This is a genomic window from Mycetocola sp. 2940 (assembly GCF_040548835.1).
In the GTDB taxonomy this organism is placed as follows: Bacteria; Actinomycetota; Actinomycetes; order Actinomycetales; family Microbacteriaceae; genus Mycetocola_A.
On sequence record NZ_JBEPSK010000005.1, the window covers coordinates 125,605 to 140,219 of the forward strand.

Here is a 14,615-nt window from a genome sequence, read left to right on the forward strand (position 1 = left end):
CCCCGACCGACGACCGGGCCCTCCGCGAGTAGCATCGAGGGATGCCAACAGCGCCCGAACCCCGACACAGGGGCGTCGCGACCGGCCCACCCTCCGCCGCTTCTCCTGAGTCGACCGATCGACTGAGCCGCTCCGGCATCCTTTCGGCTGTGGCGGCATACGTTCTCTGGGGCATCCTCCCGCTGTACTTCCTCCTGCTCGCACCGACGGGATCCTTCGAACTCGTCGCCGCGCGGGTGATCTTCTCCCTCGTCTTCTGTGCCCTGCTCCTCACCCTGACCCGGGCCTGGAGGCCATTCGCCGCACTGCTGGTCACTCCGCGGATCAGTCTGACGATGGCGCTCGCCGGGGCACTGATCTTCGTGAACTGGGAGACCTATGTGTTCGGCGTCTTCAGCGGGCAAGTAGTCGAGACGGCGCTCGGCTACTTCATCAACCCCATCGTCACGGTGTTCCTCGGCGTCTTCTTCCTCCATGAACGGTTGCGGGTGATCCAGTGGATCTCGGTCGGGATCAGCATTCTCGCCGTCCTCGTGCTCGCTGTCGGCGGAAGCGGGGTGCCATGGATCGCGCTCACCCTCGCCTTCAGTTTCGGGTTCTACGGGTACATCAAGAAACGGGTCGGACCCCGGGTGGATGCCGTCGCCGGACTCACGCTCGAAACGACCTGGCTGCTGCCGGTCGCCGTCGTCCAGCTTCTCATCGTCGGGGCGACCACCGGGCTGACCATCGGCACGGTCAGTCCACTGCACACCATTCTCCTCGCCGGGACCGGCGTGATCACCGCGGTGCCGCTTCTCTTCTTCGCGGCCGCGTCGCGGCGCCTGCCCCTGGTGTGGATGGGGTTCATCCAGTTCCTCGCGCCGGTGATCCAGTTCCTGGTCGGGGTTCTCGTCCTGCACGAAGAGATGCCGGTCGAACGCTGGGTGGGGTTCAGCCTGGTCTGGCTCGCACTCGTCATCCTCACCGCGGACACGGCGGCAGCCGCGCGGCGAACAGCCGTCCAGCGCAACAAAAATGTGAAAATGTCCCGCTGACCGCAGGAATTGATCACGAAAGGTAACGATTGTGGCCGTCGTTACACGGATGTAATCACTTTGTATTGTCCCCTGACGATTGCTCGAATAGGTTGGCACAACGACAGCACACAGCTCTGTCAATCGGACACGACAGCAAGGAGCAACATGGGCGTCTTCACCCGGGCCACGGCCTCCCGCTCACGCACCCGCACAGCCACCCTCAGTGGGCTTGCATTACTCGGAGCCAGCGCGCTGGTCCTCTCGGGATGTTCAGCCTCAGGCGGAGGCGGCGAGGCGAACGACGATCAGCCGGCAGGCGACCTTTCCCTCAAGATCGGAACGCTTCTGCCGCAGACCGGACAGCTGGCCTTCCTGGGCCCACCCGAAGAAGCGGGTGTCGGCCTCGCAGCCAAGGAAATCAACGACGCAGACCTCGGCATCCAGCTCGACGTCACGTACGGTGACTCGGGCGACCCCGACAACAAGGCATTCGCGACGACCGTCCCCAACCTCCTCGGAGAAGACGTCTCAGCCATCGTCGGCGCTGCATCCAGCGGCGTGACCAAGCTCGTCATCGACGAGGTCACCGGCGCTGGGGTCATCCAGTTCTCGCCGGCGAACACCTCGGCCGACTTCACCACGTGGGACGACAACGGGCTGTTCTGGCGGACAGCACCCAGCGACGTGCTCCAGGGCGAGGTCCTCGGCAACCTGATCGCCGAAGACGGCAACGAAACCCTCGGCATCCTCTACCTGAACGACGCCTACGGAACCGGCCTCGCCGGCTTCGTCAAGGAGAACTTCGAGGCAGCAGGAGGCGAAGTCGTCGAGGAAGTCTCATACAACGCCGGTGACACGTCGTTCGACGCCCAGGTCAGCTCGCTAAAGGCGGCGAACCCCGACGCGATCGCCCTGATCGCGTTCGAGGAGACCAAGACGATCGTTCCCGCCCTGGCATACGACCCGACGAAGCTGTACCTGGCCGACGGTAACACCGCCGACTACTCCGCCGATCTGCCCGCAGGCATCCTGACCGGAGCGAAGGGCACCATCCCGGGCCTCGACACCGCCGGCCTCGGTGACTTCACCGACCGCCTGCAGGCCTACTGGCAGGAGGACGAGGGCCAGGAAGAGCTGAAGGACTACAGCTACGCCGCTGAGTCGTACGACGCCGTCGTGCTGCTGGCACTGGCCGCTCTCCAGGCGGGTTCCGTCGAAGGCGCCGACATCGCGGCCGAACTCCAGAATGTCTCTGGCGGCGGCGACGAGCCGGGTGAGAAGTGCACCACATTCGAAGAGTGTGCCGCACTGATCAACGACGGAGAGGCCGCCGACTACGACGGTTACTCCGGACCGATCACCTTCGACGAGAACGGTGACCCGACCGAGGCGACCATCGGCATCTACGAGTACAAGGAAGACAACAGCATCGAGCGCACCAACTAAGACGCACGAACGCTGAGGCGGTGGCCGCGGGGAAACCCGCGGCCACCGTTTTGTCTCGCTGCAGGGCTGCCTGGCGGCACGAGCCGCCTGCGGCAGGCCTGTGACCCCGGGCGACAGCAAAGCCCCGCAGACACCGTCTGCGGGGCTTTGTGTGCGTTCTCTTTCTTCGGCTCTACTTCTCGTCTTCGCCGAGGGTCCCGAGGTAGAGGCCGATGACCTTCTTGTCGGTGAGCAGTTCCCGCCCGGTGCCGGTGTACGCATCCTTGCCCTGGTCGAGGACGTATCCGCGGTCACAGATCTGCAGGCAGCGTCGTGCGTTCTGCTCGACCATGATCGTGGTCACGCCCGCCTTGTTGATGTCGGAGACGCGGATGAAAGCGTCGTCCTGCCGGACGGGGGAGAGCCCGGCGCTCGGCTCGTCGAGCAGGAGGACGTGGGGGTCCATCATGAGCGCACGCGACATGGCGACCATCTGGCGTTCCCCACCCGACAACGAGCCGGCTCGCTGCTTAAGTCGTTTGCCGAGTTCGGCGAAGATCCCGGTGACGAAGTCGAGTCTCTCCGCGTAAATCTTCGGATTCTGGAAGAGGCCCATTTGCAAGTTCTCCTCGATCGTCAGGCTCGGGAAGACGTTGTTCGTCTGCGGGACGAACCCGACGCCGCGCGCAACGAGCTTGTCGGCCTTCAATCCGGTGATGTCTTCACCGTTGAGGCGGATCTCGCCTCCGCGGATCTTGACCTGCCCGAAGATCGCCTTGAGCAGTGTCGACTTCCCGGCCCCGTTGGGGCCGATGATGCCGATCAGTTCGCCTTTGGTGGCGACGAGGTTCGTCTCGTTGAGGATGTTGACGCCGGGGAGGTAGCCGGCGGTCAGGTTCTTGACCTCGACGACGGTCTCGGGGGCGAGTGTGGCGGCGGTCACTTGGTGTCCTCGTCTTTCGCGGTGTCGGTGGGCGCGCTGTCCTCGGTCTTCGGGTTCGCGACGTACGCCGACGAGTCCGTCAGTCCCACCTCGGCGTCGATCTCGGCAAGGAGATCCTCGACCTCGGCGGTCTTCACTCCGGAGATCCGGCCGGTCACGACGCCGAGGTCGACGTCCTGGTGACTCCCGAGGTAGGCGTCGATCACGGCGGCGTCCTGCATGACGCTCTCGGGGTCACCCTCGGCGACGATGCGGCCCTCAGCCATCACGATGACCCAGTCGGCGATGTGCCGAACCATCTGCATGTCGTGCTCGACGAACAGCACGCTCATGCCCTCCTTCTTGAGGTTGAGGATGTGATCGAGCAGCGACTGGGTGAGGGCCGGGTTCACGCCGGCCATCGGCTCGTCGAGCATGACGAGTTTCGGTGAGCTCATCAGGGCCCGCGCCATCTCGAGCAGTTTGCGCTGGCCGCCGGAGAGACTCGCGGCGAAGTCGTCCTTCTTGGTGTCGAGCTTGAACCGCGCGAGGATCTCCATCGCGCGTTCCTCGATCTCGCCCTCCTGCTTGCGCCAGAGCGGTTTGATCAGGCTCGAGAACATGTTCTCGCCGGTCTGTTGCTGGGCACCGAGCTTCATGTTCTCGAGGACGGTGAGCAGGCCGAGCGCCTTCGTCAGCTGGAAGGTCCGGACCTGCCCCATCCGCGCCACCTTGAACGCCGGCACCCCGTTGAGGCGTCGGCCGTCGAACGTCCAGCTCCCGGTGTCGGGCTTGTCGAACCCGGTGAGCAGGTTGAAGAGCGTCGTCTTCCCAGCACCGTTGGGGCCGATCAGGGCGGTGATGGCCCCGCGTGGGATCTCGACGTGTTCGACGTCGACGGCTTTCAGGCCGCCGAACGTCCGCGTCACGTTGTCGGCGATGACGATCGGGTCGACCTTGGCCACCCCGGGAACGGCGTCGCCGATGTGCAAGCCGGTGGTCTTGACGGGGGACTGCGAAGAGCTATTGCTTGACAAAGGTCAGCTCCTTCTTGTTGCCGAGGATTCCCTGGGGTCTGAAGATGACGATCAGCATCAGGGCCAGTCCTACGAGGATGAAGCGAAGTGTGGCGGCCTGCGTCGTCGACATGAACGGCAGCAACCCGCTGGATGCCATCGCGGGCAGCACGTTCGACAGGAATCCCATGATCACCCAGAAGATGACCGCGCCGAGGATCGGCCCGAAGACCGTGGCCGCTCCACCGAGGAGGAGGATCGTCCAGATGAAGAAGGTCAGGCTCGTCACGTACACGCTCGGCACCACAGCGGACGGCAGTGCGAAGACCACGCCACCGAGGGCGCCGAAGACACCACCGACGATGAGCGCCTGCATCTTGTAGGCGAAGACGTTCTTGCCGAGGGCGCGAACGGCATCCTCGTCTTCACGGATTCCCTTGAGGACCCGGCCCCACGGGCTGCGCATGAGCAGCCAGACCAGGAGCGCGGCAACGATGAGCAGGGCGATGCCGAAGATCCGCACCCACCAGCCGTTCGCGTTATACGTCCACGGGCCGAAGCCGTAAACGCCCGCTGGGATCGGGTTCGCCGCGCGGAAACCCTCGTGGTAATTGCCGAGGCCGTCAGCGGAGTTGGTCACGTCATCGAAGAGCTGCGTCGTGAACAACAGGCGCACGATTTCAGCCGCGGCGATGGTGACGATTGCGAGGTAGTCCGCTCGAAGCCTCAGCGTGGGGATACCGAGGATGAACGCGAAGACGACGGATGCCAGACAGCCGACGATAATTCCGGCCCACCACGGTAGACCGAAGGTGAGGATCGAGATGGCGTAGCCGTAGGCGCCGAGCGCCATGAAGCCGGCCATACCGAAGTTCAGCAGTCCACCGTAACCGAAGTGGACGGCGAGTCCGAGGGCGGCCAGCGCGTAGGCGATTGTCTCCGGGCTGATCAGCCAGGAGGCGGTGTTTGACAGAATTGCTTCCCAGTCCATGGCGTCCTCCTAACCGATTCTCTCTTTGCGGCCCAGCAGGCCTTGTGGTTTCACGAGCAGCACACCGATCAGCACAACGAGGGCTCCCACGTACTTGATGTCAGACGGAATCCACAGGGTGGACAGCTCCACGAGCAGACCGACGATGATCGAGCCGAGAAGCGCTCCGAACGCCGTTCCCAGCCCACCGAGCACGATGGCACCGAAGACGAGCAGCAGGATCTGGGTTCCCATGTCCCACTTGATGCCCGGGCGGAAATACGCCCAGAGGATACCGGCGAGACCGGCGAGGGCACCGGCCAGGATCCAGACGATGCGGACCACTTTGTCGACGTCGATGCCGCTCGCGGCGGCCAGCGACGGGTTGTCCGAAATGGCGCGGGTCGCCTTGCCTGTGCGGGTGCGGACGAGCCACCACGCGACCGCGAGGAGGACGATCATCGAGGTCGCCATGCTGATCATGTCGGTGATGGAGAGGGTGACCGAGCCGAACAGCTTGATTCCTGCCTCTCCCGCGCCTGGCAGCTGGTAGGTGCCTCCACCGATGAAGTAGAGGAAGACGTAACGGATGAGAAGGGAGAGGCCGATGGAGACGATCATCACCTGGACGATTCCGATTCCCTTGCGGCGCAAGGGTCTCCACAGTCCCGAGTCGAGCAGATAGCCGAACACCCCGCTCATCACCACTGCGGCAGGCAACGCCGCCCAGAGGGGAACCTGGAGGTTCGTGAACATCAGCGCCATCACAGCACCGAAGGTGACCATTTCACCGTGGGCGAAGTTGGAGAGCCCGGTCGTTCCGAAGACGAGCGACGCGCCGACGGCGGCCAGGGCGAGCAGGAGGCCGAAGTTCAGGCCGTTGACCGTGCGCTCGATGAACTGGTCGAAGAAGCTGGTCGTCACCCGCACGCCCTCGCCGATGAAATAGTTCACGATCTTCGAGTTGGTCAGCGCGATCTCCGACTCGACCGACGCGGAGCCCTCGGCGACGATGACGCCCTCGGGGAGGGTTTCCTCGTCGAGGGTCACCGTGTACGTGCCCTTCTCGGGCACGCCGATCTTCCACTTTCCTTCGGCGTCGGTGTCGACGTTGGCTTCGTAGCCGTTTCCTTCGACCGTGATGTTGACGTCTTCGAGCGGCTTGCTCTCGAACTTGACGTTCCCGGCGAAGTAGTAGTCGTATTCGGCGCCGACCTCATCAGCCTGAGCGGGTGCCGCTGACGCGGTCTGCGCAATCAGCGCGCCGAAAAGCAGCGCGAAGAAGAGCAGGACCATTTGCGCGCGGCGCGGGGCTTGGACTGAATGAGGGGAACTCACTGCACCTCCAGTGCGGGACCGCCAGGTCCCTTCAGCAGGGGCCGCGAGGGCACCTGAGTTAATTTCGCCTAACGGCTCTGTTTGACGATACGACCCGATTATGACCTACATGTTTCGAACATGGGTATTCCTCAGCTCAAAGTGCCCACCTTCAGGGCATAATCGTTACCTTTCTGCGGTTAGCATTAACTACCGGTCCCCATGCGCAGTGTTTCTGGCATCCGTCACGCCCTGCTGACGCCGGTAACGCCACCGTGAAGGGAAGCAATGGAAACCTCAGACCCGTTCGGCTTTATCGGACTGACCTACGACGACGTTCTCCTGTTGCCCGGGCACACCGACGTCATCCCGAGCGAAGCGGAGACGTTCTCGCGCCTCACCAAGCGCATCACGGTCGCGACACCTCTCCTGTCCAGCGCCATGGACACCGTCACCGAGTCGCGCATGGCCATCGCCATGGCGCGCCAGGGCGGAATCGGCATCCTGCACCGCAACCTGTCGATCGGCGACCAGGCGGAGCAGGTCGACCTGGTCAAGCGCAGCGAGTCCGGCATGATCACCAACCCCGTGACCACCACGGCGGATGCCACGGTGGCGGAAGTCGACGCCCTGTGCGGCCAGTTCCGTGTCTCGGGCCTGCCCGTCATCGACGGTGAGGGTGTTCTCGTCGGCATCATCACAAACCGTGACATGCGCTTCGTCGCCCCGTTCGAGAAGGCGACGACGCCGGTCCGTGATGTCATGAGCCGGATGCCCCTCATCACCGCCCCGGTCGGCATCGACCCCGAGAACGCGATCGCGATCCTCGCCGAGCACCGCATCGAGAAGCTGCCCCTCATCGACGCCGCGGGCAAGCTCAAGGGCCTCATCACGGTCAAGGACTTCGACAAGAGCGAGAAATACCCGAACGCCACGAAGGACGATGAAGGCCGGCTCCGCGTCGGTGCGGCGATCGGCTTCTTCGGGGACGCCTGGCAGCGGGCCGGAGCGCTCGTCGACGCCGGGGTCGACGTGCTCGTGGTCGACACCGCGAACGGCGACTCCGCCGGTGTGCTTGACATCATTCGGAAGCTCAAGGGCGACAAGGCGTTCGCCGGCGTCGACGTGATCGGCGGCAACGTCGCGACCCGTTCGGGCGCCAAGGCGATCGCCGACGCGGGTGCCGATGCCGTGAAGGTGGGTGTTGGACCCGGTTCGATCTGCACCACCCGTGTCGTCGCCGGCGTCGGCGTGCCCCAGATCACGGCCGTGTACGAGGCATCCCTCGCCGCCCGCGAATACGGCGTTCCGGTCATCGCGGACGGCGGGCTCCAGTACTCAGGGGACATCGCCAAGGCGCTCGTCGCCGGTGCCGACACCGTCATGCTCGGGTCGCTCCTCGCCGGTTGCGACGAGAGCCCGGGGGAGCTCGTCTTCGTCAACGGCAAGCAGTTCAAGACCTACCGGGGTATGGGGTCGCTCGGCGCCCTGCAGACCCGGGGCGAGAAGACCTCGTACTCGAAGGACCGTTACTTCCAGAACGACGTGCCCAGCGACGACAAGCTCATCCCTGAAGGCATCGAAGGCCAGGTTCCGTACCGCGGACCGCTCTCGGCCGTCGCGTACCAGCTGATCGGCGGCCTGCGCCAGTCGATGTTCTATGTCGGTGCGCGCACGATCGACGAGCTCAAGGACAAGGGCAAGTTCGTCCGGATCACCCCGGCCGGGCTCAAGGAGTCGCACCCGCACGACGTGCAGATCGTCGTCGAGGCGCCGAACTACCGCCGCTAGGGCACTGCTCTCGAACGCCCGGCCCGAGCCTCTGCTCCGGCCGGGCGTTTTGCCTTCGCGTTCCCATACCCGTCCCGCAGCGGTTGCGCGGGTCACCTTGCCGTGGGGGGGGGGGGGGGGGGGCGCGCCCCCCCCCCCCCCCCCCCCCCCCGGCCCCCCGCCGCCCCCCCCCCCCCCCCCCCCCCCCCCCCCCCCCCGGGGGGGGGGGGGGGGGGGCCCCGGGGGGGGGGGGGGGGGCGCCCCCCCCCCCCCACGGCAAGAACACCCGCGCTCGGTGCGCGCTGCGGCCAGCCCGGAGCCCATGACCGAGAACGGTAGGCTGGGGGAGTGAGTATGGAAACTGAGATCGGTGCGTCCAAGCGCGCACGCCGCGCGTACGCCTTCGACGACATCGCCATCGTGCCGTCGCGTCGAACCCGCGACCCCGAAGACGTCTCCGTCAGCTGGGGTATTGACGCCTACCAGTTCGACATCCCATTCCTCGCTGCTCCCATGGACTCGGTCGTCTCCCCGGCGACGGCGATCGCGTTGGGCAAGCACGGTGCCCTCGGCGTTCTCGACCTCGAGGGCCTGTGGACCCGGTACGAGGACCCGGAACCGCTGCTCGCCGAGATCCGCAGCCTGTCAGACGACCAGGCGACGCCGCGGATGCAGGAGATCTACTCCGAGCCGATCAAGCCGGAACTCGTCACGGCACGCCTGGCGGAGATCCGGGCGGCCGGCGTCACCGTCGCCGGTGCGCTCTCGCCCCAGCGCACCCAGGAGCTCTACGAGACCGTCGTCGCCGCCGGTGTCGACCTGTTCGTCATCCGCGGCACCACCGTCTCGGCCGAGCACGTGTCGAAGAACCAGGAACCGCTCAACCTCAAGAAGTTCATCTACGAACTCGACGTTCCCGTCATCGTCGGGGGAGCTGCGACCTACACCGCCGCCCTGCACCTGATGCGCACCGGAGCGGCCGGCGTCCTCGTCGGTTTCGGCGGGGGAGCCGCGTCGACCACCCGTGCCACCCTCGGCATCCACGCACCGATGGCCACCGCGGTCGCCGACATCGCCGGCGCTCGTCGTGACTACATGGACGAGTCGGGTGGGCGGTACGTGCACGTCATCGCCGACGGCGGCCTCGGAACGGCCGGCGACATCGTCAAGGCCATCGCCTGCGGCGCCGATGCCGTCATGCTCGGCACCACGCTGGCACGGGCAACGGATGCCCCCGGCGGCGGCTACCACTGGGGAACCGAGGCGTACCACTCGGAGCTGCCGCGCGGCCGCCGGGTCGAGGTGGGCCAGATCGGCACGCTCGAAGAAGTTCTCTACGGCCCCGCGACGGTCGCCGACGGCAAGGCGAACCTCGTCGGCGCACTGCGCCGGTCGATGGCCACCACGGGCTACTCGGACATCAAGGAGTTCCAGCGGGTCGAGGTCGTTCTCGCCCCGTACCGTTCCCACTGATCGCGGTCGTCCGTCGCGGTTCGCGCGCGAATGTCAGAGCGCTGAGGGTTGGCGCAAGGCAGTTGTGAGCCGAGAGCCGGTGCGTTAGCGTCGAAGAACATGTGGTGGCGTAGCCTGTCGGGGCCACCTCGAGCGGCAGCCCGGGAATCGCGGCAGGTTCGATCCCGGTGGAGGCAAGAATGGCCAATCGCAACACTGTTTCGCGTTCAACCAAGCTCGGTCTGGAGGAACGCCGCGACGCGATCGAGGCTCTCAAGACGAAGGAACTCGACGTCCTCGTCGTCGGCGGCGGTATCGTCGGCGCCGGGAGTGCGCTGGACTCCGTCACCCGCGGCCTGTCGACCGGCATCCTCGAGGCGCGGGACTGGGCCAGCGGCACGTCGAGCCGGTCTTCGAAACTGGTGCACGGCGGCATCCGCTACCTCGAGCAGCTGGACTTCCGGCTGGTGCGCGAAGCACTCATCGAACGGGGACTGCTGCTGCAGCGGATCGCGCCGCACCTGGTGAAGCCGGTGAAGTTCCTCTACCCGCTGAACCGCCCCGTCTTCGAACGCGTCTACATCGGTGCCGGCATGCTGCTCTACGACCTGTTCAGTTACACCGGTGGCCGCCCGCCCGGTGTTCCGCACCATCGGCACCTCTCGAAGCGTCAGGTGCAGAAGTCGATCCCGTCGCTGCGCAACAACGCCTTCGTCGGCGGGCTCACCTACTACGACGCCCAGGTCGATGACGCCCGTTACGTCGCATCCCTCGTGAGGACCGCCTCGTTCTACGGCGCCCACGCGGCCAGCCGGGTCCGGGTGGAGGGATTCCTCAAGGTCGGCCAGCGGGTCGTCGGCGTCAAGGCGCACGACCTGGAAACCGGAGAACGCTTCGAGGTCCGCGCGCGGCAGGTCGTCAACGCGACGGGTGTGTGGACCGACGACACCCAGGCGATGGTCGGCGAACGCGGCCAGTTCAAGGTGCGCGCGTCGAAGGGCATCCACCTGCTGGTGCCGCGCGACCGGTTCCAGTCGACGATGGGTCTCCTCCTGCGCACCGAGAAGAGCGTGCTCTTCGTCATCCCGTGGGGCCGGCACTGGATCATCGGCACCACCGATACGGACTGGAACCTTGACAAGGCGCATCCGGCTGCGACCGCCGCGGACATCGACTACCTGCTCGAACACGTCAACAAGGTGCTCGCCGTGCCGCTCACCCGCGACGACGTCGAGGGTGTCTACGCCGGGCTCCGGCCGCTGCTCGCCGGTGAATCCGACCAGACCTCGAAGCTCTCCCGTGAGCACCTCGTTGCCCACTCCGTGCCCGGTCTCGTCGTCATCGCCGGCGGCAAGTGGACCACCTACCGGGTGATGGCGAAGGATGCGATCGACGCGGCCGCGGACGCCCTCGACGGCAAGGTGCCCCAGTCGATCACCGAGAACATCGCGCTGCTCGGTGCGGAGGGCTACCAGGCCGCCTGGAACAAACGCGGCAAGATCGCCCGCGCCTTCGGTGTGCACAAGGTCAGGATCGAGCACCTGCTCAACCGGTACGGGGTCCTCACCGACGAACTCCTCGACCTGATGCGCGCACGCCCGGAGTTGAACGAGGCTCTCCCCGGTGCCGACGACTACATCGGCGCTGAGATCGTCTATGCCGCCTCGCACGAAGGAGCCCTCCACCTCGAGGACGTCCTCGCCCGGCGCACCCGGATCTCGATCGAGGCCTGGGACCGCGGCGTGTCCGCCGCCCCGGTCGCCGCCCGGCTCATGGCGGGGGTCCTCGGCTGGGACGATGAACGCACCGAACGCGAGGTGGCGACCTACCTCAAGCGTGTCGCCGCGGAGCGCGCGTCGCAGGAACAGCCTGACGACGAATCGGCCGACCGGATCCGCCTCGAAGCGCCGGACATCGTGGCAGCGAAATAACCGGTACCTCCCGCCCGGGCAGCGGGCGGGAGGGCAAATCGGGCTCCGTTAGACTGGGAATAACTGCCCCCAAGTTTGAGGAGTCCGGCGATGGTCGATGTTCGGCGGGTCAAGCTCCCAGGAGTCGGCGTCCTGCACACCTTCGTGACCGACGACGGCGGAAAGGTGGGTGTCATCGCCCACCGCTCCGGCCACAGCGACCTGATCACGTTCGCCGACGACGAGGACGGATCGGATGCCAGCAAGGTATCGCTCCGGCTGAGCGAAGACGAGGCCCACACCCTCGCTGAGCTCCTCGGCGGAACGCAGATCACCGAGTCGCTGACCGCGCTCGATGCGATCCCCGGTCTCTCCATCGACTGGTTCCGCGTCGACTACGAGGATCACATCGCCGGCCAGCCGCTCGGCGACCCGGCCGATCGTGGCATCGTCGGACTCACCGTCGTCGCTGTCGTGCGCGGTGAGTCGGCCAACCCGGCACCGTCGAAGGATTTCCGGGTGTTCCCCGGTGACACCCTCGTCGTGGCCGGCAGCCCGGAGAAGGTCGCCAAAGCCTTCGCTTTCTTCCGCACTGGGGAGTCTCGCCTGACCGGCGCGGCCGAATCTCCGCCGGGAAGCTAGTGATGTTCGCCGCCGCTGCAGCTGAAGGCTCGCTGGGAACAGATCTCATCGTTCTCGGAACCCTGCTCATCGTCGCCTACATCTTCGGTCGCCTCGGCAAACTGATCGGACTCCCGGCGATCCCGATCTACATGATCGTCGGCTTCCTGGCCAGCCCGCACAACGGCTGGTTCCCGCTCAACTTCGAGAGCTCCTACATCGAGCTCATCGCCGTCTTCGGGCTCATCCTGCTCCTGTTCAACCTGGGCCTCGAATTCGACCAGGACGAGTTCTTCGGCAACGCCGGAAAGCTCCTCATCTCCGGCGGGTCCTACCTCGTCCTGCTGATGGGCGCCGGCCTGATCTTCGGGTTCGTCCTCGGCTGGGGCACCCCCGAAGCCCTCATCGTCGCCGGCATCATCGGGACGTCGTCGAGCGCGATCGTCACGAAGCTCCTGATCGAACTGAACCGGCTGGCCAACCGGGAGACGCCGATGATCCTCGGCGTGACCGTGGTGCAGGACATCTTCCTCGCCGTCTACCTCGCCATCGTCTCCGTCGTGCTCAGCGGCGAGTCCGACCCGTGGCTGGTCGTCGGAAAGCTCGCCATCGCGTTCACCTTCCTCGTCGTCATGTTCAGCATCGCGCGCTGGGGCGGGGCCTATGTCAGCCGGCTCTTCCGCACCAAGGACGACGAGCTCTTCACCATCCTCTTCTTCGGGCTTGCCGTGTTGTTCGGCGGGCTCGGCGAGGTACTCGGGGTCAGCGACGCCATCGGCGCGTTCCTCATCGGCCTCGTCCTCGGTGCCACCCGGTACAGCGCGAAGATCGAACACGTCGCCGTGCCGCTCCGCGACGTCTTCGGCGCGTTCTTCTTCCTCAACTTCGGGCTGACGCTCGACCCGAGCCAGTTCCCCCTGGTGATCTGGCCCGTCGTCTTCGCCGTGATCCTCACCCTCGTCCTCAACGTCGTCGCCGGGCAATTCATGGCCAGGCTCTACGGATTCAGCACCCAGGCCGGCATCAACGCCGCGGCGATCCTGATGAACCGGGGAGAGTTCGCGCTGATCCTCGCGATCCTTGCGCTCACGGCCGGGCTCGACGAGCGGCTGCAGCCGTTCGCCGGACTGTACGTTCTCGTCATGAGCGTGATGGGCCCGCTCCTCGCGTCGAACTCCGAGCGGATCGGCGCTTCCGTGCTCCGCACGAAGAAGGTCCCGGTCAAACCCCGGGTGCGGAACCCGATGCTCGACGAGCAGATCGCCCTTGTCGAAGCGGTGACGTCGGATGCCGACACGGCGCGCGTCGTCGACAGGATCGTCGAACAGGCCGGCAACGAACATCCAGCAGACAGAACGAAGCGAGACGACGATTTCTAGCAGTTCCCCGGGCGCCCAGCCCACCCTCGCACGCACGATGGTCCAGCCGCGCTGGATCGCCATGCTCCTGCTCGCCCTGCTCGTCTCGGGCGTCTTCGCCTGGCTCGGACAATGGCAGCTCGCTCGTGCCGTGACCTCATCGGAAACGGTCGAGAAGCCGACGGAATCCGTCGTCCCGCTCAGCGAGGTGGTTGCCCCCGGCGAGCCGCTCCGCGATGTCGTCGTCGGACAGCTGGTCGAGGTCGAGGGGGCCTGGGTGCCCGGGGACTTCCTCGTCATCAGCGAACGCGTGAACCTCGGCACAACCGGATACTGGGTGGCCGGGCACCTGTCCACCGGTCCGGAGAGCGTCGCTGTCGCCCTCGGCTGGGCGCAGGACCGGGAGACCGCCGATCTCGTCGCGGCGCGACTGAACGCCGACCCCGGGGCATCCGTCGTCGATCTCAGCGGCCGCCTCAACGCCTCGGAGGGACCCGAAGTGCCTGACGAGGGGGAGGACCCGTTCGAGCTGAACCGGATGTCCGTCGCCGCCCTGATCAACATCTGGCCCAACATGGCGGACCGGGAAGTGTACAACGGCTACATCGTGTCGGCGGATGCTCCCGAATCCCTGACGACGATCGACGCGCCTGCCGTCGTGCAGCAGACGACGGTCAACTGGCTCAACGTGTTCTACGCCATCGAGTGGGTCGTCTTCGCCGGCTTCGCCGTCTTCCTCTGGTACCGCCTGGTCAAGGACTCCTGGGAGCGGGAGCAGGAGGAGCGGGCGCTCGCCGCCGCCGGGCCCGGCACCGAACCCGGGCGGGTAGAATAA

The 14,615-nt window shown here is 66.1% G+C and carries 12 protein-coding genes; 8 read left to right on the top strand and 4 right to left on the bottom strand.

Annotated elements, in window-relative coordinates:
• The first annotated feature begins 41 nt into the window (after positions 1-41).
• Positions 42-1,037 (top strand): EamA family transporter RarD, encoded by a 996-nt coding sequence (rarD, locus tag ABIE24_RS09700; RefSeq protein ID WP_354499112.1) that lies wholly within the window; start codon positions 42-44, stop codon positions 1,035-1,037.
• Between the two features lie 147 nt (positions 1,038-1,184).
• Positions 1,185-2,465, top strand: a complete 1,281-nt coding sequence (locus tag ABIE24_RS09705; RefSeq protein WP_354499114.1) for an ABC transporter substrate-binding protein — start codon at positions 1,185-1,187, stop codon at positions 2,463-2,465.
• A 172-nt stretch (positions 2,466-2,637) separates the two neighbouring features.
• Here ABIE24_RS09705 and ABIE24_RS09710 read toward each other — a convergent pair whose 3' ends face one another.
• The 4 genes from ABIE24_RS09710 to ABIE24_RS09725 are packed head-to-tail and all read right to left on the bottom strand — an operon-like array spanning position 2,638 to position 6,648.
• Positions 2,638-3,387: an ABC transporter ATP-binding protein gene (locus ABIE24_RS09710; protein ID WP_354499116.1), complete on the bottom strand. Its 750-nt coding sequence runs from the start codon at positions 3,385-3,387 to the stop codon at positions 2,638-2,640.
• Complete coding sequence (locus tag ABIE24_RS09715) at positions 3,384-4,403, bottom strand: ABC transporter ATP-binding protein (protein ID WP_354499118.1); 1,020 nt, start codon at positions 4,401-4,403, stop codon at positions 3,384-3,386. The genes ABIE24_RS09710 and ABIE24_RS09715 overlap by 4 nt, the downstream gene beginning before the upstream one ends.
• Positions 4,390-5,373 carry a branched-chain amino acid ABC transporter permease gene (locus tag ABIE24_RS09720; protein WP_354499120.1) on the bottom strand — a complete coding sequence of 328 codons (984 nt, stop codon included), beginning with the start codon at positions 5,371-5,373 and terminating at the stop codon, positions 4,390-4,392. Before ABIE24_RS09720 ends, ABIE24_RS09715 begins: the two co-directional genes overlap by 14 nt.
• Positions 5,374-5,382: 9 nt before the next feature.
• Complete coding sequence (locus tag ABIE24_RS09725; protein WP_354499122.1) at positions 5,383-6,648, bottom strand: ABC transporter permease subunit; 1,266 nt, start codon at positions 6,646-6,648, stop codon at positions 5,383-5,385.
• 309 nt (positions 6,649-6,957) lie between these two features.
• On the opposite strand from ABIE24_RS09725, the gene guaB reads away from it, so the two are divergent.
• The 6 genes from guaB to ABIE24_RS09755 all read left to right on the top strand — a co-directional run bounded on the left by guaB (position 6,958) and on the right by ABIE24_RS09755 (position 14,615).
• On the top strand, positions 6,958-8,460 hold the full coding sequence (gene guaB, locus ABIE24_RS09730; RefSeq protein ID WP_354499124.1) for an IMP dehydrogenase: 1,503 nt from the start codon (positions 6,958-6,960) through the stop codon (positions 8,458-8,460).
• A 333-nt stretch (positions 8,461-8,793) separates the two neighbouring features.
• Positions 8,794-9,912, top strand: a complete 1,119-nt coding sequence (locus ABIE24_RS09735; protein WP_354499287.1) for a GuaB3 family IMP dehydrogenase-related protein — start codon at positions 8,794-8,796, stop codon at positions 9,910-9,912.
• A 179-nt stretch (positions 9,913-10,091) separates the two neighbouring features.
• Positions 10,092-11,822: a glycerol-3-phosphate dehydrogenase/oxidase gene (locus ABIE24_RS09740; RefSeq protein WP_354499126.1), complete on the top strand. Its 1,731-nt coding sequence runs from the start codon at positions 10,092-10,094 to the stop codon at positions 11,820-11,822.
• A 90-nt stretch (positions 11,823-11,912) separates the two neighbouring features.
• On the top strand, positions 11,913-12,443 hold the full coding sequence (locus ABIE24_RS09745) for a cation:proton antiporter regulatory subunit (RefSeq protein WP_354499127.1): 531 nt from the start codon (positions 11,913-11,915) through the stop codon (positions 12,441-12,443).
• A gap of 2 nt (positions 12,444-12,445) precedes the next feature.
• On the top strand, positions 12,446-13,801 hold the full coding sequence (locus ABIE24_RS09750; RefSeq protein ID WP_354499129.1) for a cation:proton antiporter: 1,356 nt from the start codon (positions 12,446-12,448) through the stop codon (positions 13,799-13,801).
• A gap of 37 nt (positions 13,802-13,838) precedes the next feature.
• Complete coding sequence (locus tag ABIE24_RS09755; protein ID WP_354499131.1) at positions 13,839-14,615, top strand: SURF1 family protein; 777 nt, start codon at positions 13,839-13,841, stop codon at positions 14,613-14,615.

Coding starts and splice junctions, on each gene's coding strand:
- rarD (WP_354499112.1), top strand. CDS start 42: ATGCCAACAGCGCCCGAACCCCGACACAGGGGCGTCGCGACCGGCCCA.
- ABIE24_RS09705 (WP_354499114.1), top strand. CDS start 1,185: ATGGGCGTCTTCACCCGGGCCACGGCCTCCCGCTCACGCACCCGCACA.
- ABIE24_RS09720 (WP_354499120.1), bottom strand. CDS start 5,373: ATGGACTGGGAAGCAATTCTGTCAAACACCGCCTCCTGGCTGATCAGC.
- ABIE24_RS09725 (WP_354499122.1), bottom strand. CDS start 6,648: ATGGTCCTGCTCTTCTTCGCGCTGCTTTTCGGCGCGCTGATTGCGCAG.
- guaB (WP_354499124.1), top strand. CDS start 6,958: ATGGAAACCTCAGACCCGTTCGGCTTTATCGGACTGACCTACGACGAC.
- ABIE24_RS09735 (WP_354499287.1), top strand. CDS start 8,794: ATGGAAACTGAGATCGGTGCGTCCAAGCGCGCACGCCGCGCGTACGCC.
- ABIE24_RS09740 (WP_354499126.1), top strand. CDS start 10,092: ATGGCCAATCGCAACACTGTTTCGCGTTCAACCAAGCTCGGTCTGGAG.
- ABIE24_RS09745 (WP_354499127.1), top strand. CDS start 11,913: ATGGTCGATGTTCGGCGGGTCAAGCTCCCAGGAGTCGGCGTCCTGCAC.
- ABIE24_RS09750 (WP_354499129.1), top strand. CDS start 12,446: ATGTTCGCCGCCGCTGCAGCTGAAGGCTCGCTGGGAACAGATCTCATC.
- ABIE24_RS09755 (WP_354499131.1), top strand. CDS start 13,839: ATGGTCCAGCCGCGCTGGATCGCCATGCTCCTGCTCGCCCTGCTCGTC.